The 25596-nt window shown below is 74.5% G+C and carries 28 protein-coding genes and 2 tRNA genes; 14 read left to right on the top strand and 16 right to left on the bottom strand.

The annotated features are described in order from the left end of the window. Positions 1–26 precede the first annotated feature (26 nt). Positions 27–1094 carry an RNA ligase (ATP) gene (locus OG900_07455; protein WUH89959.1) on the top strand — a complete coding sequence of 356 codons (1068 nt, stop codon included), beginning with the start codon at positions 27–29 and terminating at the stop codon, positions 1092–1094. Between the two features lie 10 nt (positions 1095–1104). Here the strand turns inward: OG900_07455 and OG900_07450 are convergent, their stop codons facing one another. Continuing rightward, on the bottom strand, positions 1105–1710 hold the full coding sequence (locus OG900_07450) for a GNAT family N-acetyltransferase (GenBank protein ID WUH89958.1): 606 nt from the start codon (positions 1708–1710) through the stop codon (positions 1105–1107). 151 nt (positions 1711–1861) lie between these two features. Between OG900_07450 and OG900_07445 the strand changes: the two genes are divergently transcribed. Then, positions 1862–2290, top strand: a complete 429-nt coding sequence (locus OG900_07445) for an SseB family protein (GenBank protein WUH89957.1) — start codon at positions 1862–1864, stop codon at positions 2288–2290. 24 nt (positions 2291–2314) lie between these two features. Here OG900_07445 and OG900_07440 read toward each other — a convergent pair whose 3' ends face one another. Then, positions 2315–3787, bottom strand: a complete 1473-nt coding sequence (locus tag OG900_07440) for a phosphatase PAP2 family protein (protein WUH89956.1) — start codon at positions 3785–3787, stop codon at positions 2315–2317. A 52-nt stretch (positions 3788–3839) separates the two neighbouring features. Between OG900_07440 and OG900_07435 the strand changes: the two genes are divergently transcribed. The 4 genes from OG900_07435 (at position 3840) to OG900_07420 (ending at position 7713) form a co-directional block, all read left to right on the top strand. Continuing rightward, positions 3840–4499, top strand: coding sequence for an HAD family hydrolase (locus tag OG900_07435; protein WUH89955.1), 660 nt, complete (start codon positions 3840–3842; stop codon positions 4497–4499). 85 nt (positions 4500–4584) lie between these two features. Then, positions 4585–5799, top strand: coding sequence for an aminotransferase class I/II-fold pyridoxal phosphate-dependent enzyme (locus tag OG900_07430; GenBank protein WUH89954.1), 1215 nt, complete (start codon positions 4585–4587; stop codon positions 5797–5799). Between the two features lie 130 nt (positions 5800–5929). After that, on the top strand, positions 5930–6931 hold the full coding sequence (locus OG900_07425; GenBank protein WUH89953.1) for an MBL fold metallo-hydrolase: 1002 nt from the start codon (positions 5930–5932) through the stop codon (positions 6929–6931). Positions 6932–7260: 329 nt separating this feature from the next. After that, positions 7261–7713, top strand: coding sequence for a hypothetical protein (locus OG900_07420; GenBank protein WUH89952.1), 453 nt, complete (start codon positions 7261–7263; stop codon positions 7711–7713). 133 nt (positions 7714–7846) lie between these two features. On the opposite strand, the gene OG900_07415 is transcribed toward OG900_07420, so the two are convergent. Together OG900_07415 and OG900_07410 are read right to left on the bottom strand one after the other, a co-directional pair. Beyond that, positions 7847–8461 carry a VTT domain-containing protein gene (locus OG900_07415; protein ID WUH95653.1) on the bottom strand — a complete coding sequence of 205 codons (615 nt, stop codon included), beginning with the start codon at positions 8459–8461 and terminating at the stop codon, positions 7847–7849. 8 nt (positions 8462–8469) lie between these two features. Beyond that, positions 8470–9255 carry an MBL fold metallo-hydrolase gene (locus tag OG900_07410; GenBank protein WUH89951.1) on the bottom strand — a complete coding sequence of 262 codons (786 nt, stop codon included), beginning with the start codon at positions 9253–9255 and terminating at the stop codon, positions 8470–8472. A gap of 97 nt (positions 9256–9352) precedes the next feature. Here OG900_07410 and OG900_07405 point away from each other — a divergent pair, with 97 nt between their 5' ends. Then, positions 9353–11476: a phage holin family protein gene (locus OG900_07405; protein WUH89950.1), complete on the top strand. Its 2124-nt coding sequence runs from the start codon at positions 9353–9355 to the stop codon at positions 11474–11476. Between the two features lie 89 nt (positions 11477–11565). Then, entirely contained in the window at positions 11566–12285 is a 720-nt protein-coding gene (locus tag OG900_07400) for an ATP-dependent Clp protease ATP-binding subunit (protein ID WUH89949.1), read from the top strand. Between the two features lie 30 nt (positions 12286–12315). Here the strand turns inward: OG900_07400 and OG900_07395 are convergent, their stop codons facing one another. Both OG900_07395 and OG900_07390 read right to left on the bottom strand, forming a co-directional pair. After that, positions 12316–13047 carry a class I SAM-dependent methyltransferase gene (locus tag OG900_07395; protein WUH89948.1) on the bottom strand — a complete coding sequence of 244 codons (732 nt, stop codon included), beginning with the start codon at positions 13045–13047 and terminating at the stop codon, positions 12316–12318. A gap of 70 nt (positions 13048–13117) precedes the next feature. Then, positions 13118–13903 (bottom strand): aldo/keto reductase, encoded by a 786-nt coding sequence (locus tag OG900_07390; protein WUH95652.1) that lies wholly within the window; start codon positions 13901–13903, stop codon positions 13118–13120. Between the two features lie 246 nt (positions 13904–14149). Between OG900_07390 and OG900_07385 the strand changes: the two genes are divergently transcribed. Next, positions 14150–14830 (top strand): SLATT domain-containing protein, encoded by a 681-nt coding sequence (locus OG900_07385; protein WUH89947.1) that lies wholly within the window; start codon positions 14150–14152, stop codon positions 14828–14830. Positions 14831–15077: 247 nt separating this feature from the next. On the opposite strand, the gene OG900_07380 is transcribed toward OG900_07385, so the two are convergent. Next, positions 15078–15230: a hypothetical protein gene (locus OG900_07380; protein WUH89946.1), complete on the bottom strand. Its 153-nt coding sequence runs from the start codon at positions 15228–15230 to the stop codon at positions 15078–15080. A 212-nt stretch (positions 15231–15442) separates the two neighbouring features. On the opposite strand from OG900_07380, the gene OG900_07375 reads away from it, so the two are divergent. Continuing rightward, the gene (locus tag OG900_07375) at positions 15443–16003 is read left to right on the top strand and encodes a hypothetical protein (GenBank protein WUH89945.1); all 561 of its coding nucleotides are present in this window, start codon (positions 15443–15445) and stop codon (positions 16001–16003) included. Positions 16004–16010: 7 nt separating this feature from the next. Here the strand turns inward: OG900_07375 and OG900_07370 are convergent, their stop codons facing one another. From OG900_07370 to fdhD, 3 genes are all read right to left on the bottom strand, one after another. Then, entirely contained in the window at positions 16011–17837 is a 1827-nt protein-coding gene (locus OG900_07370; protein WUH89944.1) for a long-chain fatty acid--CoA ligase, read from the bottom strand. 301 nt (positions 17838–18138) lie between these two features. Continuing rightward, positions 18139–19011, bottom strand: coding sequence for a LysR substrate-binding domain-containing protein (locus OG900_07365; GenBank protein ID WUH89943.1), 873 nt, complete (start codon positions 19009–19011; stop codon positions 18139–18141). A 180-nt stretch (positions 19012–19191) separates the two neighbouring features. Further along, positions 19192–20037, bottom strand: coding sequence for a formate dehydrogenase accessory sulfurtransferase FdhD (fdhD, locus tag OG900_07360; protein ID WUH89942.1), 846 nt, complete (start codon positions 20035–20037; stop codon positions 19192–19194). Between the two features lie 124 nt (positions 20038–20161). Between fdhD and OG900_07355 the strand changes: the two genes are divergently transcribed. Together OG900_07355 and OG900_07350 are read left to right on the top strand one after the other, a co-directional pair. Continuing rightward, positions 20162–20515: a chorismate mutase gene (locus tag OG900_07355; protein ID WUH89941.1), complete on the top strand. Its 354-nt coding sequence runs from the start codon at positions 20162–20164 to the stop codon at positions 20513–20515. A 69-nt stretch (positions 20516–20584) separates the two neighbouring features. Beyond that, positions 20585–20669, top strand: a tRNA-Leu gene (locus tag OG900_07350). Between the two features lie 84 nt (positions 20670–20753). Here OG900_07350 and OG900_07345 read toward each other — a convergent pair. From OG900_07345 to OG900_07335, 3 genes are all read right to left on the bottom strand, one after another. Continuing rightward, positions 20754–21119: a hypothetical protein gene (locus tag OG900_07345; GenBank protein ID WUH95651.1), complete on the bottom strand. Its 366-nt coding sequence runs from the start codon at positions 21117–21119 to the stop codon at positions 20754–20756. Positions 21120–21202: 83 nt separating this feature from the next. After that, positions 21203–22099: a PfkB family carbohydrate kinase gene (locus tag OG900_07340; GenBank protein ID WUH89940.1), complete on the bottom strand. Its 897-nt coding sequence runs from the start codon at positions 22097–22099 to the stop codon at positions 21203–21205. Continuing rightward, entirely contained in the window at positions 22096–23010 is a 915-nt protein-coding gene (locus OG900_07335; protein WUH95650.1) for a pseudouridine-5'-phosphate glycosidase, read from the bottom strand. Before OG900_07335 ends, OG900_07340 begins: the two co-directional genes overlap by 4 nt. Positions 23011–23229: 219 nt before the next feature. Here OG900_07335 and OG900_07330 point away from each other — a divergent pair, with 219 nt between their 5' ends. Further along, entirely contained in the window at positions 23230–23610 is a 381-nt protein-coding gene (locus OG900_07330) for a VOC family protein (protein ID WUH89939.1), read from the top strand. 74 nt (positions 23611–23684) lie between these two features. Further along, a tRNA-Met gene (locus OG900_07325) sits at positions 23685–23758 on the top strand. A gap of 56 nt (positions 23759–23814) precedes the next feature. Here OG900_07325 and OG900_07320 read toward each other — a convergent pair. The 3 genes from OG900_07320 to OG900_07310 all read right to left on the bottom strand — a co-directional run bounded on the left by OG900_07320 (position 23815) and on the right by OG900_07310 (position 25572). Next, positions 23815–24099: a DUF6343 family protein gene (locus OG900_07320; GenBank protein ID WUH89938.1), complete on the bottom strand. Its 285-nt coding sequence runs from the start codon at positions 24097–24099 to the stop codon at positions 23815–23817. A 106-nt stretch (positions 24100–24205) separates the two neighbouring features. Next, positions 24206–24844 (bottom strand): TetR/AcrR family transcriptional regulator, encoded by a 639-nt coding sequence (locus OG900_07315; GenBank protein ID WUH89937.1) that lies wholly within the window; start codon positions 24842–24844, stop codon positions 24206–24208. Then, entirely contained in the window at positions 24832–25572 is a 741-nt protein-coding gene (locus OG900_07310) for an enoyl-CoA hydratase-related protein (protein WUH89936.1), read from the bottom strand. The genes OG900_07315 and OG900_07310 overlap by 13 nt, the downstream gene beginning before the upstream one ends. Between the last annotated feature and the right edge of the window lie 24 nt (positions 25573–25596).

Below are 25596 nucleotides of genomic sequence, written 5' to 3'. Positions count from 1 at the left end.
GGGGGAGTCGGGGGAAGGGGACAGCCATGTCCACACTGCGGGTGACCGCCGAGCAGCTGACCATCGTGGAGCACCCCAACGCCGATGCGCTGGAGCTGGCGCAGGTCGGCCTGTATCGCGCGGTGGTCGCCAAGGGCGCCTTCCGCACGGGGGAGTTCGCGGTGTACATCCCCGAACAGGCGGTGCTGCCCGACCCGTTGATCGACGAGCTGGGCCTGACCGGACGGCTCGCGGGCAGCGCGGCCAACCGCGTGCGGGCGGTGCGGCTGCGCGGGGAGCTGTCCCAGGGCATCGTGTGCCGCCCCGCCGTGCTCGACGGCACCGACCTGGCGAGCGCCGCGGCCGCCGACGAGGACTTCGCCGAGCGCCTCGGCATCACCAAATGGGTGCCGCCGGTGCCGGTCTCGATGAGCGGCGACGTGGAGTCCGCCCCCGACCTGCTGCCGTGGATCGACATCGAGAACCTCAAGCGCCACCCGGACATCTTCGCGCCCGGCGACCTGGTCACCGTCACCGAGAAGCTGCACGGCACCGCCTGCTGCCTGACCTACCACGCCGACACCGGCGCGATCCACGTCACGTCCAAGGGCCTGGGCTCGCAGCGGCTGGCCCTCGTCGAGTCACCCGGCAATCTCTACTGGCGTGCGGTGCGCGGCTACGGTCTGCCGCAGCTCGCCGCGGACCTGGCCGGAAAGCTCGGCGCGACCAGGGTCGGCATCTACGGCGAGGTCTACGGCGGCGGTGTGCAGGACCTCGGCTACGGCGTCGACGCCCGCCGCGAGCTGCCCGGCTACGCCGCCTTCGACGTGTGCGCGGAGATCGGCGGCCGGATCGGCTGGCTCGACCCGGCCGACCTGCCGGTCGGCGACCTGCCGCTGGTGCCGCGCCTCTACCACGGTCCCTTCGACCTGGACCGGATACTCGAGCTGGCCCAGGGCCGCGAGACGGTCTCCGGCCGGGGCGAGCACATCCGCGAGGGTGTCGTCGTCCGCACCGCCGACGACACCTACAGCCCGGTCATCGGCAGCCGGGCCGTCGCCAAGGTCGTCGGCGACGCGTATCTGACCCGCAAGGGCGGCACCGAATACGAGTGACCGAGGAAGTTCAGTCCGCCAGCCGGGCGCGCAGCCGCTGCCGCGCGTCCGGCCACTCGTCGGCCAGCATCGAGAAGAAGACGCTGTCCCGCCATGTCACCCCGTCCGACCGCAGCCGGTGCCGCCGCCACACCCCCTCCCGGACCGCCCCGAGCCGGGCGATGGCCTGCTGCGAGCGGGTGTTGAGCAGGTCGGTCTTCCAGCAGATCCGGCCGAAGCCCAGCTCGTCGAAGGCGTGGCCCATCAGCAGCAGCTTCGCCTCGGTGTTGACCGCGGTGCGCCAGTACGCCCGTCCGTACCAGGTCCAGCCGATCTCCAGCCGCTCGTCGACGGCGCTCACGTCGCAGTAGGTGGTCCAGCCGACCGCCTGCCCGCCGGCCCGGTCGACCACCGCGAAGGCGAGCCCGCCCGATTCCTCGGCGCCGGTGACGACCCGGCCGGCCAGCTCGCGTATCTCGTCCCGGCTGCGCGGCGGCTCCACCGGCAGCCAGCGCCACACCTCCTCGTCACCGCCGCCCGCGGCGAACAGCGCGGCGGCGTGCGCGGCCGGATCCAGCGGCTCCAGCCGGACACGGCGGCCTTCGAGGACAGTGGGTGCGGGGTGCTCGGCGACCATGCGCGCACGCTAACCGGCCGACCACGTCCCTGGTCAACGTCATTTCACGGACCGGACGGCATGGACCGCCGAGGGATGGGTACGCGCCGGGTTCAGCGGTCCGAGACCGTATTCGCGCGACGAGCCCCCGCGGCGAGAGGACACAGAAGCGATGACCGACGACATCAGCCCCAACGGCGCACTGCCCCCCGCGCAGCGCGCGCTGCACGAGATAGCGAACGGCAGCGAGAACGTCATCGCGCTCAGCACCCTCGCGGTCAGCGAGGTGCTGCTGCCGGTGCCCGCAGTCGACGACTACCCGGAAGGCGTGGACGGCTCCGAGCCGCCCCCGGAGATCCAGCTGCCGGTCTTCGAGCAGGAGGACGGCAGGCAGCTGGTGCCGGTGTTCACCTCCGAGACGCGGATGGCGGAGGCCCTGCCGACGACCCGCCGCTACCGGCTGGTGCAGCTGGCCGCGCTCAGCGGCGCCTGGCCGTCCGACGAGCTGATCCTCTCCATCGACACCGGCAACGAGGACTCGCTCAGCATCTCCGGCGAAGGCGTACGCGCCCTGGCCGGCCTGGTCGGCGGCACCGACTGAGCCCAGGCCGGCCCCCGCGCGTCCTCAGCGCGGTCCGCGGTAGACCACAAGGCCGCCGGGCGCCTTGTCGAGCAGCAGTTCCCGTGGCGCGGGCGCCACCTCGCCGTCGCAGGCCAGGTGGACGCCCGCGCCCGGCACGCGTACCCGCAGCCGTGGCACCTCCGCCGTCTCGTAGACCGGGGACCTGGTCAGCACCCCGGTCAGGGCCGCGCCCAGCAGCCGGGTCCTGGCGAAGGGGCCGCCGTCCACGATCCGCACGTCGAGCCGCCCGTCGGCCAGGTCGCGCCGCCGCACCGGCGCCAGGCCGACACTCGAATAGCGGCAGTTCCCCGCGAAGAGCAGCCACACCGAGCGCGGCCTGCCGTTGATCTCGATGTCCACCGGCTCACACGTCCGCAGCACGTGCACCGCCGCCAGCATGCTCGCCGGCCACGACCCGACCCGCCGCGACCAGCGCTCCCGCACCCGCACCAGGTCCGGGTAGGAGCCGATGCTGAAAGTGTTGAGGAAGGGCTCGGCCACCCCGTCCGGCGTGTCGAGACCGGTGACGCGGGCCACGTCCACTCCCGCCGCCCGCCGGTCGAGCACCGCCCGCGCGGTGTCCTCGACGGTGCTGAAGCCCAGGTCGAGCGCGAAGTGGTTGCGCGTCCCGCCGGGGAAGACCGCCAGCGGCAGCCGGTGCCGCATCGCGATCGCCGCCGCGAGCCGTACGGTCCCGTCGCCGCCGCACACCCCCAGCGCGCCGCCGACCTCGACCGCGGTGCGCGCCGCCTTCTCCAGCAGCTCCGCCAGGTCGTCGTCCTCCGTGCACTCGGTGACGTCGGCCATCGGCAGCGCCGCGGCGATCCGCACCTCCGGCGGGGTCAGCAGCGGCGGCGGCCCCGAGGCGGCGTTCACCACCACCTGGAGCCCGCGCCCCTCCGGCAGCGACGGCGTCGGCGCCGCCGGACCCGACCGCGGAACACCCGGCGCGGGAGGCAGCAGCGCCCGTACCGTCAGGGCCGCGCCCACCCCCAGCGCGCAGCCCACCAGCACATCGCTCGGGTAGTGCACGCCCGTGTAGATCCGGGAGAAGGCCACGCTCGCCGCCAGCGGTGCCACCGCCGCGCCCCAGCCCGCCGACTCGATGGCCACACCCACGGCGAAGGCCGCCGCGGACGCGGAGTGCCCGGAGGGGAAGGACGAGGTGACCGGCTGCCGGTGCAGCCGCCTTATCACCGGGACGGCGTCCAGCAGCGGCCTGGTCCGGCGGACCGTGCCCTTGCCGACCGTGTTGACCGTCAGCGACGCCAGCGCCAGCGAGCCCATGCCGCGCAGCGCGGCCCGCCGCCCGTCCCTGCCGCCCGCCACCGCGATGCCGGCCGCGACCGCGCACCACAGCCGCCCGTGGTTCGCCGCCCGGCTCAACCGTGGCAGCACGGGCTCCGCGCCCGGCCAATGCCGACCTGCCACCTCGGCGAACAGCGCCGCGTCCCAGCTCTTCCAGGGGTATGCCATGCCTGCCGGTTACCCTGCGCCGGGCCGTGCACGCTCGCTGTACGCTCGCCGGGTGACAGCCACCCGACCCGAGCCCCCTGACCTGGTCGTCTTCGACTGCGACGGCGTCCTGGTCGACAGCGAGAAGATCGCCGTCACGATCGACGTGCGGATGCTCGCCGAGCTGGGCTGGCCGCTGTCTCAGGACGAGGTCGTGGAGCGCTTCGTCGGCCGTTCCTTCGCCGACATGGGCGCGGAGATCGCCGCCCACCTGGGGCGACCGCTCCCCGACGGCTGGGACTCCCGCTACCGGCAGCTCTACCGCGACGCCTTCGAAGCGGACCTCACCCCGGTCGACGGCGTCGTCGAGGCACTCGACGCGCTCACCCTGCCGGTCTGCGTCGCGTCCAGCACCAGCCACCGCGGCCTGCGGCACACCCTCGGCCTGACCGGGCTCTACGACCGCTTCGCCGGCCGTGTCTTCAGCGCCGAGGACGTCACCCGCGGCAAGCCCGCGCCCGACCTCTTCCTGCACGCCGCGCACACCCTGGGCGTGGACCCGGCGCGCTGCGCGGTCGTCGAGGACAGCCCGTACGGCGTCGCCGCGGCCCGCGCGGCGGGCATGCGCGCGTACGGCTACTGCGGCGGCCTCACCCCCGCGCACCGCCTCGAAGGCCCGGGTACCACGGTCTTCGACGACATGCGCAAACTCCCCGCACTGCTCCAGGGCTGACCGCCCCGCCGGCGCCTGCTGGTGCGGGAAGGCCCGCGGCGGGGGAAGGTGGGCACACGGGGGCGTCCAGCAGCGGAGGTGCGCAATGCCGATCAGCCTGCCGCACGACGTGCGGCCGGAGCCGGGCCTTCCGGTGCCGGCGTACTGGCACGCCCACCTGTCCGCGGCCACGCCCGGCACCGAACCCGCGGGCGGCGGGCCGCGGCTGCTGGACGCCGCCTGCGGCTACTTCACCCGGCGCGGCATGTGGAGCGGTCCTGGCCAGGTGCTCGCCGCCCCCGGCGCGGAACCGCTGCTGCTCGCGCTGCTCGCCGCGTCCGGCGGCGACCCGGTGCTCGCCCGTCCCGCGCCCGCCTGGCAGGCGCCGGTCGCGGCCCTGGTGGACCGGCCCGTGCACGCGGTGCGCAGCGCGCCCGAGGGCGGCGGTGTGCCCGACCCGTTCGCGCTGCTGGAGACGGTCCGCAGGGCCAGGGCGGCAGGCGCCGACCCGCGGCTGCTGGTGCTGTCGGCCGTCGACGACCCGACCGGCACGGTGACCGCGCCCGAGCTGCTGCACGAGACCTGCGAGGCCGCCGCCGAGGCCGGGCTGCAGATCGTCTCCGACGAGACGTATTCCGACACCCTGCACCACCGCGCCACCGTGCTGCTCAGCCCCGCCGAGATGCTGCCCGACCACACCGTCGTCCTGACCGACCTCGGCGCCACCCTGGTGCCCGCCGGCGTGCCCGTCGCGATCGCCCGCTTCCCGGCCACCGCACACGGCACCGCGTGGCGGCAGCGCACCGCGGCGGCGCTGGCCGCGCTGCGGGCCGTGCTGCCCGCGCCGGTCGCCGCGGCCGCCGCCTACGTCCTCACCGAGCCCGCCGAGGTCGTGGAACGCGCCGCCGCCGCGAACCGCCTGCACGCCAGGACGGCCGCCGCCGCCTACCGGGCCGTGACCGGTACCGGCGCGGTGTGCCGCCCGCCGCAGGCCGGCTTCCAGATCTACCCGACACTGCGCAATCCCGACCTCGACGCTGCCGCCCTCGAAGAGCGCCTGAGCGCCGCGCTCGGCAGGACCGTGCCAGGCGGCCACCGCTTCGGCGACGACCCGGCCGAGCCCCGGGTGCGGATCGCCACCGGCGCCCTGCACGGCGGCACCGAGGCCGAACGCCGTACGACGCTGGCCGCCGCCGACCCGCTCGCCGTCCCCCATGTGGCGGCGGCGCTGGACGCCCTCACGGCCGCCTTCGCCGCGCTGACCGGCCCCGATGTGGTCAGCGGTTCGGCCGACCTGGGATCGCGGGGCGCGGCGGGCTGACTTACGTTCGAGGCGTCGCCCCCCGACCCGCGACCCCCCGACCCGCGACCCCCCGACCCGCGACCTCCCGACCCGCGACCTCCCGGCCGGCGGCAGCACAGGCCGCACGGACCGCACGGACGGAGTCCCGATGACCGATCAGAGCGAACGGACCCTGGCCGCGCCCCGCCCGCACGGTGAGCACCGCGTCTGGCCCAGGTCCTTCGCCGACCGGCTCACCGAACCGCTGCCGGGGCTGCGCACCCTCGTGCGCGCCGTCCGCGAGTGCGTCATCCGCCCGCCCGCGCACACCCTGCGGCAGGTGCCGCTGCTCCCCGTCGAGCGTGGCCCGCTGCCCGAGCCGGGGCGCGGCACCATCGGCGTCACCTGGGCCGGGCACGCCAGCTGGGTGATCAGCGTCGGCGGGCTGACCGTGCTCACCGACCCGGTCTGGTCGCGCCGCATCCCCGGCACCCCCGCCAGGATCACGCCGGTCGGCGTGCCGTGGGAGGCGCTGCCCCGGGTCGACGCGGTCGTCATCAGCCACAACCACTACGACCACCTCGACGCCCCGACCCTGCGGCGGCTGCCCCGCGACACCGCGATGCTGGTCCCGGCGGGCCTCGCCCCCTGGTGCCGACGGCGCGGATTCACCCGGGTGACGGAGCTGGACTGGTGGGAGGCCGCCGAGATCGGCGGCGTCCGCTTCGACTTCGTCCCCGCGCACCACTGGAGCCGGCGCTCCCTCACCGACAGCTGCCGGTCGCTGTGGGGCGGCTGGGTCATCACCGACCCGGCCGGGGTCAGCGTCTACTTCGCCGGCGACACCGGCTACGGCGAGTACTTCGCCGAGATCGGGCGCGCGCATCCCGGGATCGACCTGGCGCTGATGCCGATCGGGGCCTATGCGCCGCGGCGGCTGCTGCGGGCCGTCCACGCCGATCCGGAGGAGGCGGTCCAGGCCTTTCGCGACGTCGGGGCCGCCGCGATGGCCCCGATGCACTGGGCCACTTTCCTGCTGTCGAGCGAGCCGCCGCTCGAACCCCTCACCCGGCTCTACGCCGCCTGGGCCGCGGCCGGCCTCCCCCGCGATTCCCTCTGGGACCTCCCGGTAGGCGCCTCCCGCCGCCTCGCCCGACAGGCGCCGGCATAGGCCCTCGCCCCCTGCGGCGGGCGCTCGCCTCTCCCCGGCGGGGGCCGCTCCCCGCGGGGTGCTGTTCTGTCGCCGGCCCCCCGCTGCTCGCTCACGCTCGTCACGCGAGATGAGGCCCGTACTCAGACACCCGGCTCACCGGGCACGACCGCCTGGGCTTCGGGGCGGCAACGAGTGCGCAACGGGCCGGCGGCACCGCTCGCCGTCCTGACGGGTCGTCCGTAGGCTTGCTGCTGTCAGCGCCTTTGTCCTGGGGGGGATGTATGCGCTCAAAGGGATCGCGTTCGGCGCTACGGTGTGTCGTCGCTGCTGTCGCGACCGGTGTGGCAATGGCGATGCTGACCGGGTGCGGGGTGCCTGTCGACGCGGTGGCCGGGATCTCCGTGACGGACGACGGACATCTGCTCGGCGCTCTGATGGTCTGCGGCCACCACATCGACGGTGCGAGCCTCTATGCCGACAGCGAGAAATCCCATCGGAGCGTGACGGTCGGTTCGTGGACCTCCGACGCCCCTCTGGCGACCGGTCTGGCCACGTGGACCCTCGATGCCCCGGCGCCCGGCTGGACGACGACGGTGCCCCTTGCCCCGCTGACCTCTGGGACCACGTACCACCTCTACGGCTGGACCAAAGACAACTCGTGGTCGTCGAGCCATGTCTCCTTCACCTCGGCCGACCGGGATCGGCTCTCCCCAGGAGATATTCGCTATGAAGACTTCTCCGACGACGGGGCGGCGGTCCCTACGACGGAATTCCAGGCGGGCGCTTGCAAGAGCGCCTAGACCGCTTCCTGTACGGAGGTGCGCTGCCCGGTGACGCGGCGCGTCAGGCGGCACCGGCCCAGGGGCTCGGGGAACCGCGGGAGGCACCCCCACGCGGCGGCACCGTGGCGTCCGCAGCACCCTCCGAGGTGGGCTATGGCGGCCGGCGGAAGCGCCGTACTGCCGACGGGCCCGCGGCTATCGCGAAGGTGAGGGTGACCGCGAGGGCGACGCCCTGCCAGGGCTCGGGGAAGAGGGAGCCGCCCAGGATGCCGATCAGCTGGTAGGTCGCCGCCCAGGCCAGGCAGGCCGCGACGTCGCCGCGGGCGAAGCGGCGCAGCGGCATCTCGGAGAGCAGGCAGGCGACCATGACCGGGATGCGGCCCGCGGGGATGAGGCGGGAGAGGACGAGCACGGCCGCCCCGTGCTCGTCGAGGCGGCGCTGGGCCGTGGCCAGGGTGTGTTCGTCGACGCGCTCCTGGAGGCGGTGGAGCTGTCGCGAGCCGCCGCGCGACCGCGCGCCGCGCTGCCCGAGCACGTACAGGCCGATGTCGCCGAGCAGCGCCGCGAAGGACGCCACGCAGAAGACGCCGAGCAGGGCGAAGGGAGCGCTCTGGTGGAAGGCGACGACGGCCGCGCTGGAGACGATCGCCCCGGTCGGCACCACCGGCACCAGCGAGCCGAGCACCACCAGCAGGAAGAGCGTCGGGTAGCCGACCGCCTGCCGCGCGCCCTCGGAGGGCGGCGGATTCGCCGCGGCCGACGCCAGGAAGGCGATCACCCGGCGGCGCCGGTGTCCGCGACCGTGACGCTCTGGCCCTGGTCCAGCCGGTGCACGGCGACCCGCGGGGCCGCGTCCGCGGCGAGGCGGACGAATTCCTCACCCGGGGTGTGGAATTCGTGCGGCCGCACCGCGTCCATCCCGATCGGCCAGAAGGTGCCGTAGTGCACCGGCACGGCCGCCCGCGGGGCCAGCCGTGCCAGCACCTGCGCCGCCCGCGCCGCGTCCAGGTGGCCGTGGCCGAGGAAGGGGCCCCACCCGCCGACCGGCAGCAGCGCGATGTCGCACCCGCCGACCGCCTCCGCCATCCCGTCGAAGGCACCGGTGTCGCCGGCGAAGTACGTCCGCGCTGCGCCCTCCACGACATAGCCGAGCGCCGGTGCGCGCTGCGGCCCGTAGGGGAGCCGCCGCCCGTCGTGCGCGGCGGGCACGACGCGTACGGTCAGCGGGCCGAAGTCGAGCGACTCGCCCGCCTCGACCTCGGTCAGCCGCAACCGGTCGCGTACGCGGCGCAGCCCGGGGACGGCTGCCTGGGCGCCGCGCGGCAGCAGGACGGGGGTGCCGGGCGCGAGCCTGGCGAGCGATCCGACGTGCAGGTGGTCGGCGTGCAGGTGCGAGACGAGCACCAGGTCCGCGGCAGCCGCCGCGGGCGGTGGCACGGGCCCGCGCCGCCGGCGCAGGTGCGCGAGCCTGCGGGTGAGGAGCGGGTCGGTCAGCACCCGCATCCCCGAGTCCCGCACGGTCACCGTGGCATGCCCCCACCACGTGATCTGCACCGTCACCGCGCCCGTCCCTTCACCGCCGTGCGCCCTCCCCGCCGGTCCCGAGCGTATGCCCTTCGTTGCAGGTCCGGCCGTGTGGGTATGGCAGGGTGGAGGGGTGCCTCAGCCGGGAGAGAGTCGGAGACGGGCCGCTGGGCGCACGGCGCTGCGGGCCGTCGGCCGGGTGCTCGCGGTGTGGACGGTGGCCAGCGCCACGCTGGCGCTGCTGGCCTGGCTGCTCCCGGACTTCCGCATCGAGGCGCCCAACGGCGACAGCCCCACCCAGATCGCGGTGACCGCGGCGATCGGGGCGGGCGCCTTCGGTGTGCTGAGCGCCCTGGTGTGGCCGCTGCTGGTCAGGGCGTTGCTGCTGGTGCCCGCCCTGGTGCTGGGCGCGCTGGTCTTCTTCCTCAACGGCTCGCTGCTGCTGCTCGCGCTGAGCTTCACCCCGGACGGCAGGGGAGAGGTCACGCCGGTGACGGCGGTGGTGATCGCCGCGGTGATGTCGGCGGCGTCGTCGGCGACCAGCACCGCGCTCGCCGTACGCGACGACGCCGCCTACGGGCGGCGGTTGGCCCGACTGGCGGGGCGCCGCCGTCGCCACACCGGCGACCCGCCGCTGCCGACGGCCCCCGGTACCGTCTTCCTGCAACTCGACGGCGTCGGCCACGACGTGCTGTGCTCCGCGCTGGCCGGCGGCGCGCGCGTGATGCCGACGCTGGCCGGCTGGCTCGGCAGCACCCACCGGCTCACCGCGTGGCAGACCGACTGGAGCAGCCAGACCGGCGCGAGCCAGCTGGCGATCCTGCACGGCAGCAACCACGATGTGCCCGCCTTCCGCTGGTTCGAGAAGGAGACCGGGCAGGTCATGGTCTGCAACCGGCCTTCCAGTGCCGCCGAGTTGGAGCGCAGGGCGGTCGAACGCACCGGCTGCGGCGGCCTGCTGGCCGCGGACGGCGCCAGCCGCGGCAACCTCTTCACCGGCGGCGCCGACCAGTCGGCGCTGGTGATGTCGGTGGCGGCGCAGCGCGGCAAGTTCAGCCGCTCCAGGTCCGGCTACTTCGCCTACTTCTCCGACCCGGCCAACGCGGTGCGCACCGCCTGGTCGTTCGTCGCCGAGGTCGGCAGGGAGGTCGTGGAGTCCAGCGCGTCGCGGCTGCGCAGGGACCGCCCGCGTATCAAGCGCGGCGGCCTCTACCCGGTACTGCGGGCCTTCGCCACCGTCGTGGAGCGGGACGTGGCGGTGGCCGCGGTCGTCGGCGACATGCTCGCCGGGCGCACCGCCGTCTACGCCGACCTGGTCGCCTACGACGAGGTCGCCCACCACTCGGGCCCGGCGAGCCGTGACGCCCGCAAGGTCCTCACCCGGCTCGACGGCTCGGTCCGGCTGATCGCCGACGCGGCGCGCTACGCCCCGCGGCCGTATCGCATCGTGCTGCTGTCCGACCACGGCCAGAGCGCGGGCGAGACCTTCGAGGACGCCTACGGCACGGGCCTGCGCGAGCTGGTACGCACCGGGTGCGGCCTGCCGCCCGCCGGGCGGGAGCCGGGGCGGCGGGCCGGGCGGCGCACCGGGGCCGAGGCGCGGGCCGCGGCCCGCAGCGCCCTGCGCCGCCCGGAGAAGGGCCGGCGGGCCGCGGAGGAGGCCGCGTGCGAGGGGCTGCCGTCCGACCCGATCGTGCTGGCCTCGGGCAACCTCGGCCTGGTCGCCTTCCCCGACATCGCCGGGCGGGCGACGCTGGAGGAGATAGAGCGGCGCTGCCCGGCCCTGCTGCCGACGCTCACCGCGCATCCGGGCATCGGCTTCGTGCTCGTACGCAGCGAGTCGCGCGGCCCGCTGGTCCTCGGCCCGGACGGCGGCGAGAACGAGCTGGCCACCGGCCGGGTGACGGGCCCCGACCCGCTGGCCTGCTTCGGCCCGGGTGCCGCGGCCGCGGTGCTGCGCACGGACGCCTTCCCGCACACCGCCGACCTGATGGTCAACTCGGCCGTCGACCCGTGCAGCGGGGCCGTCCACGCCTTCGAGGAGCAGGCCGGGTCGCACGGCGGCCTCGGCGGGCCGCAGTCCCACCCCTTCCTGCTGGCCCCCGCCGACCTGCCGCTGCCCGCGGAGCCGGTGGTCGGCGCGGAGTCGCTGCACGCGCTCTTCCACAGCTGGCTGGCCTCCGCCGCGCTGCCCCCGGCACCGGTCGCCGCGCCGGTCCCGCGCCCGCGGCGCGGGCTGTCGCGTAGCCGGCCCTGAGGCGTCACCGGGAGCCGCCGCGCGGGCGGGACGAGCCGATCGTCAACGAAGGGTTGACGATCCGTATTGCGTCAACTTACGGTTGACGCATGACTCAGCACCCGGTACGCCTCAGCGACCTCATCGACTACGTCAAAGAGCAGCACCCCGACAGCGACCCCCTCGCCGACCTCGAACGCGCGGTGACCGTCGCCGCGTACCTGGACGACGTCGCCGACCACCTCATCGGCCACTTCGTGGACCAGGCCCGGCGCGCGGGCGCGTCCTGGACCGACATCGGGCAGCACATGGGGGTGAGCAAGCAGGCCGCGCAGAAGCGCTTCGTGCCCAGGATCCCGGAGGACGTCGAGCTCAATGTGGACGCGTCCTTCAGCCGCTTCACCGAGCGCGCCCGCAAGGCCGTCGGCGTGGCGCAGGAGGAGGCCCGCGCGGCGCGGCACGGCGACATCCAGCCGGAGCACCTGGTCCTCGGCCTGCTCGACGAGCAGGACACCACCTTCGCGACCCGCGCCCTCACCGACCTCGGCACCACCCGTGCGGCGGTACGCGCCGCCGTCGCCACCCAGGGCGACGAGCCGAAGCCGCTCAAGGGCCACATGCCGATCAGCCCGGCCGCCAAGAAGACCCTGCAACTGGTCCTCCGCGAGGCGCTGCGCCTGGGCCACAACTACGTCGGCACCGAACACATCCTGCTCGGTGTGCTCAGCGACGACCAGGACCCCTCGGCGCGGGCCCTCATCGCCCTCGGGGTGACCCACCAGGCCATGGAGGAGTGGCTCGTCGCCGCGCTGGCCCAACTCAAGGCCTGAGCAGGCCCGTCCGGCTCGTCCTGCGGTGCGTCAGGCCGTCTTGCGCAGCGCCAGCAGCCGGTAGACCGGGTCCGCCCGCGGCACGTCGGGACTGGGCAGGTCGCAGAGGCGGCCGGCCAGCGCCGACGCCTGGGCCTCGTCCAGGGACAGCGCCGAGGCGAAGTAGCCGCGGCTCACGTCGTCGGCCGTGCCGTTGGGGGACCTGCCCTGGCCGTGGCCGGTGAAGCGGGCCTCGCCGACCCGGCTCAGGCCGTGCTCGCAGGCCGCCGCCTGGACGCGCGGCGCCGCGTCGAAGGCCCGCTGCACGCGGTAGGGGGCGAGCAACTGGTCGACGTCGCTGTTCACGTCGTGCCCCGCGTCCTTGTCGACGGTGGTCACGAAGACCCCGCCGGGCCGCAGCACCCGGGCGCATTCGGCGACCACCGTGAGCGCGTCGGGCAGCAGGTGCAGCAGCCACACCGCACTCACCGCGTCGAGCGACTCGTCGGCGAAGGGCAGCCGGTGGCAGTTGCCGCGCACCACGGTGCCGCCGATCCGGTCGGCCGCGGTACGCGCCATCCCGGCCGCCGCGTCCACCCCGAAGACCTGGAGGCCGGGACGTGCCAGCCGCTCGGTCACCAGACCGGTCCCGCACCCCACGTCCAGCAGAGTGCGGGCCCGCTCCGGCACGAGTGCGAGCACGGCCCGCGCCGCCGCGTGCGCCCGCGGCACTCCGCCGCGCGTCGCGTCGTAGCGCGCCGCCTCCACGTCATAGTCCAGCATGCGGCCGATGCTAGGGGCCGCCGATGAACAGCAGCCTGCCCGGGACCTTGCGCTGCTGTTACGTATGGGATCAGCCGAAGGTGTCGGGATCGGGGCCGAGCCGGGTGCCGTCGTCCAGCGCCGCCAGCTCCGCGAGGTCGGCGGGCGGCAGTTCGAAGTCGAAGATGTCGATGTTCTCCCGGATCCTGGACGGCGTCACCGACTTGGGGATGACGACGTTCCCCAGTTGCAGGTGCCACCTCAGCACCACCTGTGCCGCGGTCCGCCCGTGCCGTGCCGCGATCTTGGCGATCACGGGGTTGTCCAGCAGACCCTTGCCCTGGCCCAGTGGCGACCACGCCTCGGTCGCGATGCCGAGCTGCGCGTGCAGGGACCGGAGTTCGGACTGGGCCAGCTGCGGGTGCAGCTCGATCTGGTTCACCGCGGGCACCACGTCGGACCCGTCCATCAGCCGGCGCAGGTGCGCGGGCTGGAAGTTGGAGACCCCGATGGCCCGCGCCCGGCCGTCGGCCGCGATCCGCTCCAGCGCGCGCCAGGTGTCCGTATACGCGTCGCGCCGCGGCTGCGGCCAGTGGATCAGGTACAGGTCCACGTAGTCCAGGCCCAGCTTGGCCAGCGAGAGGTCGAAGGCCCGCAGCGCCTGGTCGTAACCCTGGTCTGGATTGTGCAGTTTGGTGGTGACGAACAGCTCCTCGCGCGGCAGCCCGGAGGCCGCCACCGCCCGGCCCGTGCCCTCCTCGTTGGCGTACAGCGAGGCGGTGTCGATGCTGCGGTAGCCCGCTTCCAGCGCGGTGGTGACGGCAGCGGTCGCCTCGTCGTCCGGGACCTGCCAGACGCCGAAGCCCAGTTGCGGCATCAGCACGCCGTTGTTGAGGGTGATGGCGGGGGAGATATTGCTCACGGGCCGTCGATCCTTACGTCGGGGGTACGCGGTGCGCCTGTGCGCGCCGGTCGATTGTGCCGGACCGGCGGGGGTGCACCGGCACGCGCGTACAACCCGGCGACCGATCGGCGCATTCCCGCGCCCCGCGGCGACCGAGCCGATAACCTCTCGCGCGGGGACCCAGGGTCCAGGCTCGGGCAGGTGAGGGGAGCGGGACCGATGGCGGGCCATGACGGGCCGACGACGGCGGGGGCCGGAGTACCGGCGGCGCGGCGCCGCGCATGGCGGCGCGGTGACCTGGAGCCGCAGCCCTTCCCCGACGTGCCCGCCGCCGCGGCCGCCGACCCCGCGGTGCAGCGCGAGACGTTGGCCGGGCTGCGGGCCTGGGCCGAGCAGGACACCGAGGCGGCCATCGACTGGTATCTGCGCGACAAGCGGCTCAAGCGCGTCGGCTCCCGGCTGCTCCAGGGCCTGGCCATCACCTTCGCGGTGGCCGGCACCGCGGTGCCGCTCGGCACGGCCGCCTACGGCGGCTCGGGGCAGGGCTGGGGCTATGTGCTGCTCGCGGTCGCCGCGGGCTGCAAAGGCTTCGACCACTTCTTCGGGGTGTCGGCCGGCTGGATGCGGGACATCGTCGTCGCGCACGCCCTGCGCACCGAGCTGAACGCCGTACGCCTGGAGTGGGCCACCGACGTGCTGCGGGCCGGCCCCGGCGCCGACGTCCCGGGACGGCTGCTCGAACCCGCCGAGGTGGAGAGGCAGTTGGCGCTCATCCACCGGCTGTCCGGTGCCGTACGCGGCTATGTCGACGGCGAGACCGCCGACTGGCAGGCCGAGTTCAGCTCCAGCACCCTGCAGTTGCATGGCGGCCAGGGCACGCTCCCCGGTGTGGACCGCTGAGCGGGGACAGCGGGACCCGGGGACGGGACGAGGACCAGGATCGGGGCGGCACGTCGATGCGCAGGATACTGACCGTGGTGGCGGGCAGGGACGAGCACGACATCGAGCTGACCGCGCCGGAGTCCACGGTGATGCGGGAGATCGCCGAGTATTTCCAGCGTGTCTGGGGCCGCCGGCGGGTGGCCGGGGTCGCACCCGACGCCGGCTACTTCGCGCCCGAGGACCCGGCCTTCACCGTTCCGATGCTCTACGTCGGCAGCACACCGCTGCCGGCCACGATGACGCTCGCGGAGTCGCCACTGCGCGACGGCTCACGCGTCGGCTTCGGCACCCAGGTGGCCGGGACCGGCATCGCGGGGAATACCGAGGTGCGGGTCGTCGCGGGGGAGGGCGCGGGCACGGTGCGGACCTACGACTCCGGGCTCTTCCACAACACTCTGCTCTTCTACGACGACCGGGTGCTCGCCGACCTGTTCGACCACTTGCCCTCGGCTGCTGATGCCCGGGACCGGACCGTCCTCCTCGACGGCCGTGCCGGCAGGCGCCACGACGTCTGGGACGCCGGGATGCTGCTGACGGTGGACGGCCGGTGCCTGCGGTGGCGGCCGCAGCGTGAGACCGAGCCCCAGCCGCTGCCCCGGGGAGACGGCGGCACCCTGCTCTTCACCCGGCCGCCCCGCTCCCGGCCCGAGCCCCTCACGGCCATTCGCGAACACGCTGCCCACACCCTGGTGGCGCGGCGGTGCCCGCGCCCGGGAGACGCAAGCGCGCGACGCGCTCGCGGTCCAGCTCAGGACGCAGGCCACCAGGCTCGCCAACCGGCCGGACGAGATGATCTTCGTGCTGGTCGACTACAAGGGCGGCACCGCCTTCGGCCCGGTCGCCGAACTGCCCCATGTCACCAGCGTGATCGCCGACCTCGACGCCCGGCAGGCCGAGCGGATCGCCGGGGCGCCGGCGCTGGCCAGCCGGGACACCGAGGAGCGCAACGGCTACAACGAGCTGTTCGTGGCCAGGGAGGGCGGCGCCCACATCCTCGCGGTCCGCACGGTCCGCCTCGACGGCGGCCAGTGGACCCCGGGCGAGGTCTACGCCTTCCGCCCCGGCGCCCCCGGCGCCCCCGACGAGCGCGACCTCGCCGACCTGTGCGCGGACGGCCCCGCACGCCAGTGAGACCCGCTCACGCCCGGTAGAGCGCCTCGATCTCCGTCGCGTACACCGACTCGATCGCCCGCCGCTTGAGCTTCAGCGACGGCGTCAGGGTGCCGCGCTCCTCGCTGAACTGCGTGGCCAGTATCCGGAAGGTCCTGATCGACTCGGCCTGCGAGACCAGCGTGTTGGCGGCGACGACCGCCCGCCGGATCTCCATCTCCAGGTCCGGGTCGTGCAGCAGCTCCGACGGCCCGAGGCGCGGCTTGCCGCGCATCGTCAGCCAGTGCGACACCGCCTCCGGGTCCAGTGTCACCAGGGCCGCCACGAAAGGCCGGTCGTTGCCGACCACCACGCACTGCCCCACCAGCGGGTGCGCCCGCACCCGGTCCTCCAGCGCGATCGGCGAGACGCTCTTGCCGCCGCTGGTCACCAGGATCTCCTTCTTCCGCCCGGTGATGGTCAGATAGCCGTCCTCGTCGAGCGCGCCGATGTCGCCGGTGGCCAGCCAGCCGTCCCGCAGCACCTCCTCGGTCGCCTTGGCGTTGTTGAGGTAGCCGGTGAAGACCTGCCCGCCGCGCAGCCAGATCTCGCCGTCCTCGGCGATCAGCACGGTCGTCCCGGGCACCGGCAGGCCGACCGTGCCGAAACGGGTCTGCTCGGGCGGGTTCGCGGTCGCCGCCGCGGTGGTCTCGGTGAGGCCGTAGCCCTCGTAGATCGTCACGCCCGCGCCGGAGAAGAACAGCCCGATCCGCCGCTCCATCGCCGAGCCGCCGGAGATCGCGTGCCGCACCCGGCCGCCGAGGGCGTCGCGCACCTTGCTGTAGACCAGCTTCTCGTAGAGCTGGTGCTGCATCCGCAGCCCGGCGCTCGGCCCAGGGCCGGTGCCGAACGCCCTGGCCTCGACCGCCTCCGCGTGCCGCACCGCGATCTCCACGGCCTTGTCGAAGGGGCCCAGCTTCCCGCCGCGCTCCGCCTTGCGGCGGGCGGCCTGGAAGACCTTCTCGAAGACGTAGGGCACGGCCAGCACGAAGGTCGGCCGGAAGCCGGCGAGCGAGGGGATCAGGTCGGAGGCCGTCATGCTCGGCTGGTGCCCGAGCCTGATCCGGTGCCGCACGCAGGCCACCTCGACCATCCGGCCGAAGACGTGCGCGAGCGGCAGGAAGAGCAGCGTCGACGGCTCCTCGCCGGGCTTGCTGGAGAAGACCGGCTCCCAGCGGGCCACCACGTTGTCGGTCTCCGCCATGAAGTTGGCGTGGGTGATGACGCATCCCCTGGGGCGGCCCGTGGTGCCCGAGGTGTAGATGACCGTCGCGACCGCGTCCGGCGTCACGGCCAGCCGGTGCCGCTCCACCACGTCGTCGCCGATGTGCCGGCCGGCCTCGGAAAGCTCCTCGACGCAGCCCGCGTCCAGCTGCCACAGCCGGTGCAGCCGGGGCAGCTCGTCGACGGCGGCGCCGATCGTCATCGCGTGGTCCTCGTGCTCCACGACCGCCGCGACGGCGCCCGAGTCGTGCAGCATCCAGCGGACCTGCTCGGAGGACGAGGTCGGGTAGATCGGCACCGACTGGGCGCCGATGGCCCACAGGGCGAAGTCGAACAGCGTCCACTCGTAGCGGGTGCGGGACATGATGGCGACCCGGTCGCCGAAGCGGACGCCCTGGGCCAGCATGCCCTTGGCGACCGCGAGCACCTGGTCGCGGAAGCCGGCGGTGCTGATGTCCTGCCATGCGCCGTGCTCGTCGGCGCGCGACAGCACCACCTGGTCGGGGGCCTGCCGGGCGTTGCCGAAAACGGCATCCGCCAAACCGCCGGCCTGGGGTGCGGTGGCCAGTGGGGGGATGCTGAACTGACGCAACGGGTGCTCTCCTAGGACCGCTCAGTGCGGGGCCGTAAGCTACCCGATCCGCCGGGCCCGCGGGAGGGGCCGCGAACTCTCGCCGATTCGGACGTTTGTGCTGGTCGAGCGGTGTTTTCCGGCTGTGACAAGGAAGTCGGCGGAATCCGGGGTTCAGCCGCGGCGGCGCCGCGGGCCGGGATCTCCACGAAATCCCCTCGTGCCGGTTACGGTCGCTCCACCCTCTCGGCTCTCTCCCGCCCCCTGCGCCCCAGCTCGCGGCGCGGGTCCGCGCGGCCGGGCCGCGACCGCTTCCCGCCGGTCACGGCAGCGGCCGGTGCAGCAGGTCGCCGCCCGCCAGGACGGCATCGGCCAGCGCGTCCGCCGCCTCCTGCGCGCGGGAGTCCCGCCGGCCGTGCAGCAGCACGAAATCCACCCCGCCGAGGTCCGGCAGCCCGCAGGCCCGCGCCGGGACCCGTACCAGACCGGCCGGAATCAGCCCTTGCGCGTGCGCCATCACCCCGAGCCCCGCCCTGACCGCCGCGACCAGGCCGCTCAGCGACCCGCTGGTGCCGGCCACCCGCCACGCCCTGCCGTGCCGCTCCAGCACGTCGAGCACCCTGGCCCGGGTGATCCCCGGCGGCGGGAAGGCGATCAGCGGCACCGGGTGCCGCGGGTCCAGCCGCAGCCGTTCGCCGCCGATCCACACCAGCTTGTCCCGCCACACCAGCCGTCCCGGGCCCTCGGGGCCGTGCCGTTTGGCCAGGCACAGGTCGAGCCCGCCCTCGTCGAGCCGCTGGTGCAGGGTGCCGGACAGCTCGACGGTCAGTTCGAGATCCACCTCGGGGTGGTCGCGCCGGAAGGCCGCCAGGATCTCCGGCAGCCGGGTCGGCACGAAGTCCTCCGACACCCCGAACCGCAGCGGCCCGCGCAGCCGGGTGCCGGCGAAGAAGGCCGCCGCCCGCTCGTTGGCCTCCAGGATCGGGCGGGCGAAGCCGAGCATCGCCTCGCCGTCCTCGGTCAGCTCCACCCCGTGGGTGTCCCGCAGGAAGAGCCGGCAGCCCGCGGCCTCCTCCAGCCGCCGCACGTGCTGGCTGACCGTGGACTGCCGCAGCCCCAGCCGGTGCGCCGCCTGCGTGAAGCTCAGCGTCTGCGCGACGGCAAGGAACGTACGCAACTGGACCGGCTCGAACATGGCGGCACGTTATCGCGGTGCGTGATGGCGGTCAGGGCGGTAACCGGCCAACCTGATCGCGCCCCCTTGCGTACGGGGGCCGGCCGCGGGAATCCGGCGACCACCGCGGGCCGTGGCGGCGGTGTGCGGCACCCCGGCGCCCGTCACCACCCACGCGTCCGCCGGTCGGGCGGCCGCGGATCAGTGTGCCCGGTCGGACGCCAGCGCGATGCGGTCCTCGCCCGCGTAGACGTTCATGGAGTCGCCGCGCAGGAAGCCGACCAGCGTCAGCCCGCTCTCCCTGGCCAGGTCCACCGCCAGCGACGACGGAGCCGAGACCGCGGCCAGCACCGGGATGCCCGCCATCACCGCCTTCTGCACCAGCTCGAAGGACGCCCGGCCCGACACCATCAGCACCCGGTCCGCCAGCGGCAGCAGCCCCTCCCGCAGTGCCCGCCCCACCAGCTTGTCCACCGCGTTGTGCCGCCCGACGTCCTCCTTGAGGTCGAGCAGTTCGCCGCCGGCGGTGAAGAGCGCGGCCGCGTGCAGCCCGCCGGTCCGCTCGAAGACCGCCTGCCCCTCCCGCAGCCGCTCCGGAAGTGCCGCCAGCAGCCCGGGAGTCAGCCGCGGCAGCCCGGTCCCGGCGATCGGCAGCCGGGTCGCGGTGCGGACCGCGTCAAGGCTGGCCTTGCCGCACAACCCGCACGAGGAGGAGGTGTAGACGTTGCGCTCCAGGCTGATGTCCGGCACCGGCACCCCGCGGGCGAGCGTCACGTCCACCACGTTGTACGTGTTCGCGCCGTCCGCCGTCGCACCGGCGCAGTAGACGACGTTCGCGACCTCGTCCGCCGCGGCGAGCACTCCCTCGCTGACCAGGAAACCCGTGGCCAGCGCGAAATCGTCACCCGGCGTCCGCATGGTGATCGCCAGCGGGCGGCCGTTCAGCCGGATCTCCAGCGGCTCCTCGGCGACCAGGGTGTCGGCCCGGTGGTCGACAGCCCCGCCGCGGATCCGCAGCACCCGGCGCCTCTCGGTGACCCGTCCCATCCGCCCTCAGTCCCTCCGTCGCCCCTGCCGCCCCGGCCCTTGCCCCGGTGAGGGTGTCATAGGGTGATCAGGACCGCGTGCAGCCGTGCCGTGCGCCACGGACCTACCAGGATGGCAGACCGAGATGAGCGACCAGCCGACCGCCGAGCACACCCTGGTGGGTGACGAGCAGGCACTCCAGCGCCTGAGGGAACTGCGCGGCAGTATCGACAACCTGGACGCCGCCCTGGTGCACCTGCTGGCCGAGCGCTTCAAGTGCACCCAGCAGGTCGGCGAGCTGAAGGCCGCCCATGACCTGCCCCCCGCCGACCCGGCCCGCGAGGCCGACCAGATCGCCCGGCTGCGCCGCCTCGCCGAGGACGCCAGGCTCGACCCGGCCTTCGCCGAGAAGTTCCTGAACTTCATCATCGACGAGGTCGTCCGCCACCACCGGGCGATCGCCGCACGCCCCCAGCCGGGCAGCGGGAATCGCAGGTGAGAAGCACTGCCGATCCTTGGTATCGTGGACCATGTCACCACGACCCGGGCGGTCGCGGAGGCACACCCGGTCCGGGTGGCGGAATGGCAGACGCGCTAGCTTGAGGTGCTAGTGCCCTTTATCGGGCGTGGGGGTTCAAGTCCCCCCTCGGACACCTTTACAGGTGCCGACTGATCCCAGTCGGCACCTGTAGTGCTTTGCGGGGCCGACTCCCGCTGGCGCCGCGGCACCGACGCGGTCAGCGCAGGTCGGTGATCTCCGGGGCGTAGATCGTGCCGAGCGGCTCGGGGCCCACGTACTGCTGGCAGTTGCACTGCTGCGGCTCGAACTGCAGCGGCTTGCGGTCGGTGTCCCACAGCGACGGGGCCTCGACCACCTCGTGGCACTTGCCGTCGTCCTTGCCGTGCATCGCCAGGTGGTGTGTGCAGCCGCAGACCGGCTCCGGCGGCCGGTTGGCGGCGGTCAGCGCGTGCTGCTGCCGCTCCCTGGCCTTGATGAGTTCGAGCTTGCGCTTGTGCCGCGCCTTCGTCGCGGCGCTCACCTTGTCGCCGATGAATCCGCTGCCGAACAGCGCAACCGGAATGATCCACCACAGATCGTCCATTTGCATGCGCGCCCACCCCGTCCCGTCGTGCCTGCCAGCATAACGGCGCCGGTGGACGGCTGTTCGCGGTGCGGCGGTGCGGATCAGGACGGGCGGCCGCCGACCACCGCGACGGCCTCGGCGCCCGCCTGGCAGGCGGCGGCCAGCGCGGCCGGGAGGTCAGCGCCCGCCAGGCGGGCCGCGAGCAGGCCGCCCGTGAAGGCGTCGCCCGCGCCGGTGGTGTCGACCGCGGTGGCCGGAGCGGCCGGTGCGCGGGCGGTGACACGCCCGCGGTCGGCGGCCAGGGCCCCCGCCGCGCCCAGCGTCACCACCACGGTCGCGCCCTCACGGCTCAACTCGGCGGCGGCCGCGGCGGGTTCGTCCGAGCCGGACAGCAGCGCGGCCTCGTCCGCGTTGGGCAGCAGCAGGTCCGCGTCCGAGACCAGGCCGAGGAAGCGCGGCACCCCGAGGCCGCGCAGGAAGCCCGCCGACGCCGGGTCGACGCTCACCGGCAGGCCCCGGGTGCGGGCGGCCCTGGTGGCCACGGCGGCCAGTTCGCGGCCCGGTTCGCAGAAGAACAGATAGCCCGACAGGTGGAGATGGCCGACACCGTCGAGCAGCGCCTCGTCCCAGTCGGCCGGTCCGAGCAGGAAAGCCGCGCCGCTGTCGGTGACCAGGGTGCGTTCCGCCGCCGCGTCGACCAGGGCGACCACCACCGCCGTGGGCCGCTCACCGTCGACCCGCAGCACCGGCTCCACGCCCGCCGCCGCCAGGGCCGCGCGGTGCCAGTCCGCGGAGTCCGCACCCACCCTGGCCAGCAGCCGCACCCCGGGCGCACCCCGATGCGCCGCCCAGCAGGCCACGTTGGCGCCCGCGCCGCCGGGCAGCACCGCGATACGGGCGGCGGTGTCGGTGTTCGCGGCCAGCGGCTCCGCATGCCGGGCCACCACATCCGTGACCACGTCGCCGACCACCAGCAGCCCGCGGCCCGTCCCGCTCACCGCAGCCGCGACCAGGCGACGGCGATGTCGGCGGCCAGCGCCACATTGCCGCGCACCGCGGCGAGATTCGCCTCCAGCGAGGCCCCGTCGGTGTGCTCGGTCAGATACGCCAGCAGATACGGCGTGATCGCCTGCCCGGTGACGCCCTCGCGCTCCACCGCCGCCAGCGCCTCGGCCAGGACCCGGTCGTGCAGCGCGCGGTCCAGCTGGTCCGCCGCCGGCACCGGATTCGCCACGATCAGCCCGCTGTCGTGGCCGCCGAGCGCGTCCTGGCCGCGCATCACCGCGGCCACCTGCTCCGCGTCCCGCACCGTCCAGTCCACCGGCTCCCCGGAGTCGGTCAGGTAGAAGCCGGGGAAGCGGTCGGTGCGGAAGCCGAGGACGCCGACGCCCAGCGTCTCCAGCCGCTGCAAGGTCGCCGGCACGTCCAGGATCGATTTCACGCCCGCGCACACCACGGTGATCCGGGTGCGGGACAGCAGGGCCAGGTCGGCGGACTCGTCCTGCACGTCCGTCCAGCCGCGGTGCACCCCGCCGAGACCGCCGGTGCCGAAGACCCGGACACCTGCCCGCGCCGCCAGGAAGGCGGTGCCGGACACCGTCGTCGCCCCGCTCACCCCCGCCGCCATCGCCGGGGCCAGGTCCCGGAAGCCGAGCTTGCGCATGTCCGGGTCCTGGGCGACCCGCTCGACCTGCGCGTCGTCCAGCCCCACCCGGGGCACCCCGTCGATCACGGCGACCGTCGCCGGCACCGCGCCGGCCTTCCTGACGACGGCCTCCAGCTCGCGGGCCACCCGCAGATTGCGCGGCCGCGGCAGGCCGTGGGCGATGATCGTCGACTCCAGCGCCACGACGGGCTGCCGCCGGCCGAGCGCGTCCGCGACCTCGTCCGAGGCCACGACCCCGGCCATCTCCTGTTTCCCCATTCCCCCTACCTGGCACCGCGCGCCGTCCCGCAAACCTCCCCCCGGGCGGAGGCCGCGGCGGACCGGCCCGGACGGGGGCAGGAAATCGGGTCGCCACCGCTCGCCCCGTCCAGTACGGTCACGCGAACGCCCCTGCTGCCGGGAGCTGCGGAGATATGCGCGCGGCCACCCCGGCAGCCCCCACGTTGAGAGCAGGTTTCGACCATGGCAAGCCGGATCAGCGAGCTCGTGCTCGGATGCCGCGACCCCGAGGCGCTGGCGCGGTTCTGGTGCGAGGTCCTGGACTTCGTGGTGCTCGGCCGCGAGGACGACGGAAGCATGGAGATCGGGCCGCGCGAGGGGTTCGGCGGCGCGCAGCCGACGCTCTTCCTCAGCCGCAGGGACGAGCCGGAGCCGGGGAAGTCCCGGCTGCACATCGACGTCAACGCCACCGACCGCGACCAGGACGCCGAGCTGGAGCGCCTCCTGGCGCTCGGAGCGCGCCCGGCCGACATCGGCCAGACCGGGGAGGAGTCCTGGCACGTGCTCGCCGACCCGGAAGGCAACGAGTTCTGCCTGCTCAGGAGGCGCCTCGCGCCCCTGTGACGGGCCCGGCCCGGCCGGCGGGGCGGAAAGGATTTGGCGTGAGCGCGCCCACCGCGTAAAGTGATGTTCACCGACGCGGGGTGGAGCAGCTCGGTAGCTCGCTGGGCTCATAACCCAGAGGTCGCAGGTTCAAATCCTGTCCCCGCTACTCGCACGAATGGCCCGGTGCCCACAGGCACCGGGCCTTTCTGTCTGCCCCGGGGCTCAGTGGTGCTGCTTCTCGCGGTCCCGTCCGTTCGCGGGCCGGCGGGGCGGTACGTCGCGTCCGGGCTGGTAGCGCGGCCCCTGCCGCATCCGCCGGACGACGATCGCGCAGTCCGCGGCGGCGACCGCGGCGATCGCCGCGCTGAGCCCGGCCCAGCCGGGCTGGCTGTAGAAGGCGAAGCCGATGGCCGCGCCGATTCCCCAGACCAGCCCGCAAACGGCCAGTCCGAGCCGCAGCCGCAGCGGGCTGCGGGCCTGTATCGGTTCGTATCCGTTTCTGCGCATGGGCTGCTCCCTCCCTTCCAGCATCCACCCGGCGGCCGCCGACCGGAAAGGCCGCACGGAACGGACCGCCGGGCCCGAAGCGGCACCTCGCCCGCGATCGGCCGGATCAGCCGTGCAGCGCCTGCTCCAGCATCGCGGCCCACTGGCGCACGATCCGGCCGCGCCGGGCCGAGTCGTCGCTGAGCAGGTTGGCCAGGCCCAGGCCGCGGGCCATGTCCAGGGTCGCCTGTACGGTCTCGCGCACACCTGGGCGCGACTCGTCGGCGCCGAGGAAGTCGACGGCGAGGCGGTGCGCCTCGCGGCCGATGCGGGCTTCCAGGGCGGTCACGCCGGGCCGCAGCCGCTCCTCCGCGGTGGTCGCCGTCCACAGATGGAGGGCGGCGCGGAAGAGGGGGCCGGTGTGGACGGCGACGAGCAGGTCGACGACGGCGTAGGTGCGGTCCGGGCCCTCGCGGGGCAGGGCGAGGGCGCGCTCGCGCACCGCGGTCAGCCACTGCTCCGCCATGTGGGCGATGGCCGCTGTGAAGAGTTCCTCCCGGGTGGGGAAGTGGTGCTGGGCGGCGCCCCGGGAGACGCCGGCGCGGGCGCAGACGACCGCGACCGTACTGCCCGACCAGCCGTGCTCCGCCAGGCAGGCGACCGCCGCCTCCAGGACACGCAGCCGGGTGGCGCGGCTGCGGTCCTGCTTGGGCTCGCGCTGCCGCCCGGCCGCCGGGTCCGCCACCTGGCCGGTCAGATCGCCCACGGCGGGTCCCTGCGTTCCAGCGCGGCCCTGACGCCCTCCGCGGCCTCGGCGGACTCGAAGAGCTCCCGGCTCTGCCGGGCGAGCCGGCCGCCCTCCGCGGCCAGGGCCTGCCTGAGCGCCAGCGTGGTGATCTCCTTGGTCGCCGCCAGGCCCTGCGGGGAGGAGGCGCGCAGCCCGGCAAGGATGCCGTCGAGCGCCTCCTCCCACGCCGTGACCAGGCCGATCCTGACCGCCTCCGCGGTGTCGAAGGCCTCGCCGGTGAGCAGGTGGCGGGCGGCGGCCCGCGGGTCCGTCCTGGCCAGGACCGGGATCGAGGCCACGGAGGCGGCGAGCCCGAGGCGTACCTCGGTGAAGGCGAAGGTGGCCGCGCCGCCCGCCACCGCGATGTCGCAGGCCGCGAGCAGGCCGAGGCCGCCCGCCCTGGCGTGCCCGTTCACCCGGGCCACGACCGGCTTGGACAGCCCGGCGATCTGCCCGATCAGCTCCACCAGCAGTTCCGGCCCGCTGCCCAGACCGTCCGCCTTGAGGTCGGCGCCGGAGCAGAAGGTGCCGCCGGTGTGGGTGAGCAGGACGGCCCGCACACCCGGGTCGCCGTCCGCGTCGTCGAGCGCGGCGGACAGCTCCGCGATCAGCGCGGCGGACAGGGCGTTGCGGTTGTGCGGCGAGTCCAGGGCGAGGACCTCGATGGCGCGGTCGGTGTGCCGGCGCACCAGCGGCGCATCTGTCACGGCGGTCTTCCTTCACGTCGGCGG

It is taken from the genome of Streptomyces sp. NBC_00433, assembly GCA_036015235.1.
Classification (GTDB): Bacteria; Actinomycetota; Actinomycetes; order Streptomycetales; family Streptomycetaceae; genus Actinacidiphila.
The sequence above is the reverse complement of the archived record's forward strand: the minus strand, read 5'-3'. Positions and strand labels throughout refer to the sequence as shown.